3 protein-coding genes are annotated in these 3,651 nt (G+C 36.9%); 1 reads left to right on the top strand and 2 read right to left on the bottom strand.

All coding sequences use genetic code 11. From position 1 onward, the window contains the following. Positions 1-721: glycoside hydrolase family 5 protein (locus ABWO41_RS16590; protein WP_353140403.1), on the bottom strand; the 721-nt coding region annotated here is incomplete at its 3' end. 125 nt (positions 722-846) lie between these two features. After that, entirely contained in the window at positions 847-1,938 is a 1,092-nt protein-coding gene (locus ABWO41_RS16585) for a glycoside hydrolase family 5 protein (RefSeq protein WP_353140401.1), read from the bottom strand. 162 nt (positions 1,939-2,100) lie between these two features. On the opposite strand from ABWO41_RS16585, the gene ABWO41_RS16580 reads away from it, so the two are divergent. Continuing rightward, positions 2,101-3,519 carry a glycoside hydrolase family 140 protein gene (locus tag ABWO41_RS16580; RefSeq protein ID WP_353140399.1) on the top strand — a complete coding sequence of 473 codons (1,419 nt, stop codon included), beginning with the start codon at positions 2,101-2,103 and terminating at the stop codon, positions 3,517-3,519. The last annotated feature ends 132 nt before the right edge of the window (positions 3,520-3,651 follow it).

The raw sequence follows: 3,651 nt of genomic DNA, 5'->3' as shown, positions 1-3,651 counted from the left end.
AATTTCTGTATGCGCCTGACGCGTCTTCATCAAAATAAATGTGCCCTTCGAAAATCAGGTTATTTGCCGGGTCTTTAAGATTTTTAAGATTGCCACTAAAAGATGGCCAGCGTTCTGCTGAGCTCCAACTATCTCCGGCTACAATAATGGGTTTTTCTGTGTCCTCAAGTCTTATCTCATGGACTACTTTCTGGGCGATATTAAACCAAGGCACATTTTCTAAAAGGTCATGCGGTTCGTTCATAATTCCATATCCCCAAATGTTATTATAAGTCTTTAATGCTGCCGCTATTTTTTTCCAGGCATCGGAAAGATGGGTTATACTTACCTCGGGAGAACCAACGATATAACGAGTACCATTTACATAACGACGGCAGTAGTTATGCATATCCGGAATTACCCAAAGATTTCTTTCTCTGGCAGCATTTATAAAACTTGTCAGCCTTCTTAATTCGACGGTGTCTAAATCTCCTCCTAAAACAGGCTGAATTCTTTCCCACAAAAAAGGCACTCTAAACAATGTCAGCCCTTTTGATTTGAAATAATCAAGTTCCTCCGTTGTAGGATAAATATAGTTTGTACCATATATGCCCGGAATTTTATCGTGTGCAAATTCGGCTCCTGCCAGATTAACGCCAAAGGGCAATTCTAAATCTTGTGCATAAGCGGCCTTATTAAAAAGTCCTGTTATTAAAAGGCTCAGGAATATTAATTGTCTCATCTTCGTCTTTACTTTTATCTGCATAATTATTAATTGGTTTAGCAAAAGTATATTTACTTAGTAAGGGTATATAATACTTTTATAACTTATGTTTGATGATTATTAGCATTAAAATCAGAGGGCTGTTATTTGCAGTTATCAGGGTTTGTGACTGTATGTTTTGTTAAAATTTCCATTTGAGGGCGGTCAACGCCATTTCTGGGTTCTACTGCTAGAACATAATTTCCCCACCAAGGTCCCGCAGCCCAATAAGTTCCGTTTACACAATTGTCCTTTAAATATTTAAGCATATTGTCTAAAGTTACAAACCATCTTGTATCATTATCCGGCACACCATATTCGCCCACAAAGCCTCTTAAGTTATTTTGTTTTAGCCAGTTTACAAAAGGAGTTACCCGTTCAATACCTATAGTTGGAGTTGCTTTCTCGGCGTCATAAGTTCCTTTATAAGACCCTGATGCATCATTGTCAAAATAAACATGTGCCTCAAAAATCAGGTTATTTGCCGGGTCTTTCAGGTTTTTAAGATTATTGCTGGCCGCCAGCCATCTGGCAGCAGAACTCCAGCTATCTCCACCAACTAAAATAGTAGTTTGGTAATCAACTGCTCTTATTTTATCTATCAGCGCCTGGGCGATATCCAACCACGGAGCAGATGACAGCATACTATGAGGTTCGTTCATTAGCCCATAACCCCAGATATTTGTATATGATTTAAATTCGTTTGCTAATTTCCCCCATGCATCTGCTACGTCTTCTACAGGAACTTCAGAAGAGCCGATAATATAAGTTGTTCCATCAATTTTTCTTCTGCCATAATTATGCATATCTAAAATTATAAAGATGTCTCTTGTTTGTGCGGCATTTACGAAATTCTTCACCCTTGTCAATTCCGCATTATCCAATGGCCCTTTGAGTGAACGTTGTATCCGTTCCCATTTAAAAGGCAGCCTTACCAGATTTAATCCTTTACTTTTAAAATAATCCAGTTCGGCAACGGTTGGATAGGTATAATCTGTATTAAATGTACCGGGCATATTAACTCCAAATTCTGCTCCTGCGAGGTTAACACCAAATGGTTCGGGTTTTAGTGCTACAGGTTTGGGCTCTTCTTTTGGTGCTGGAGTAGGAGTTTTACCCAAATTTTCCGTCTTTTTTTTACATGATGCCGTCCCTAAAGACAGAGCAATAATTATAACAAGGCAGTTTCTTTTCATCTTAATTAATTTAGAATAGTTATTAAATTGGTTGAAATTCAAAAATAGGGGCATAGAGACCGCATAACTAATACTATTATAGCCGAAAGTAACTTCAGATTACCCGATACTTTATTAAATCAGCATTATCATTTAATTTCAAAACCGATTAAACAACAAACAATGCTCAGAATCACTGCTACGTTATTTCTTCTTATTTCGTTTTTTAATTCTTTTGCTCAAACTAATCTGCTGAGGATAAGTGCTGACCGGCGCTATATAGAAAACGCTGATGGTTCTCCGTTTATCTGGATAGGTGATACCGCCTGGGAATTATTTCATAAGCTGGACAGGAAAGATGCCGAAAAATATTTAAAAACCAGAGCTAAACAGGGCTTTACCGTTATACAGGCGGTAATTCTTGCGGAAGATGATGGATTGCGTAAACCTAATATCTATGGAGAAATTCCGCTTATTGAATTAAACCCTGAAAAACCTAATGAAAAATATTTCGAACATGTAGATTTTATTATTAATAAAGCCAAACAGTTAGGATTGTATATAGCGCTATTGCCAACCTGGGGTGATAAAGTTTATTCTAAAAGAGAAGGAATAGGGCCTGTAGTTTTTACCGATAAAAATGCCTACTCCTTTGGGCGATTTTTAGGCGAAAGGTATAAAAACAAGCCTGTAATATGGCTTCTGGGAGGAGACAGAAATATAGATAGCCCGAAAGCAATGAATATATGGAGAGCAATGGCAACAGGAATCAAAAAAGCAGACGGAGGACAACACCTTATGAGTTATCACCCTGCAGGTGAACAATCTTCCTCTCAATATAAAGAAGATTGGATAGATTTTAATTTATACCAGAGTGGACATGCTAATAAATACATGCCGGTATATCGCTTTGCAGAGGTTGATTATAACAGCTTTCCCGTAAAACCATTTCTTGATGCTGAACCTGCCTATGAAGATATTCCCGTAAAATTTTGGGAATACATAAAATGGGACGATTTACAAAAAGTGCCTGAAAGTATCTTAAATAAAGACAATACAATTAAAAATCCTGAATATTTTAAAAAAGGATTTTTTACAGATTATGATGTAAGGGTACATGCCTACTGGAATTTTCTTTCAGGCGCATGTGGCTATACTTATGGTAATAATGCTGTATGGCAAATGTTCAAAAAGAATGATAATTTTACTATTCCTTGTTTAACGGACTGGAAAAAGGCGCTAAAACGTCCCGGAGCCAAAAACATGATACATGTACGGAAGTTTTTTGAAACAGTACCCTTTTATACATTAGAGCCAAATCAGTCAATCATCGTCAGCAAATTTGCTAAAGACAGTACTTATATCAGCGCTGCCACAACAAGGGACCGTTCTTTAGCAGTGGTTTATCTTGCCAGAGGACAAAAAGTTCAACTTTCGCTGAATCAGTTTAAAAGTCATTGTATTTCTGTTTCATGGTATAATCCCAGAAACGGAAGATTTTCTATCCCTTTTTTGATTGATAAAACAAATGAATTTACTTTCATACCTCTTACTTCGGGTATGTATAATGATTGGTTGCTGGTACTTAATTCTATGGATTAGTCTCAGTAGAAAAAACGCCTCCTATGTTTAAAACAAGGAAGCATTTTCTTTTTTTGTTTGAATTTTAGTTCTTCACTTCTATTATTTTGAATTTCTTAACTCCGTCTGGCATTTCCCATTCTACGATGGCAC

This window comes from Pseudopedobacter sp. (assembly GCF_040392825.1).
Lineage (GTDB): Bacteria > Bacteroidota > Bacteroidia > Sphingobacteriales > Sphingobacteriaceae > Pseudopedobacter.
The sequence above is the reverse complement of the archived record's forward strand: the minus strand, read 5'-3'. Positions and strand labels throughout refer to the sequence as shown.

Excerpts from the sequence above, each read along its gene's own strand:
- ABWO41_RS16580 (WP_353140399.1), top strand. The coding sequence starts at position 2,101 with ATGCTCAGAATCACTGCTACGTTATTTCTTCTTATTTCGTTTTTTAAT.
- ABWO41_RS16585 (WP_353140401.1), bottom strand. The coding sequence starts at position 1,938 with ATGAAAAGAAACTGCCTTGTTATAATTATTGCTCTGTCTTTAGGGACG.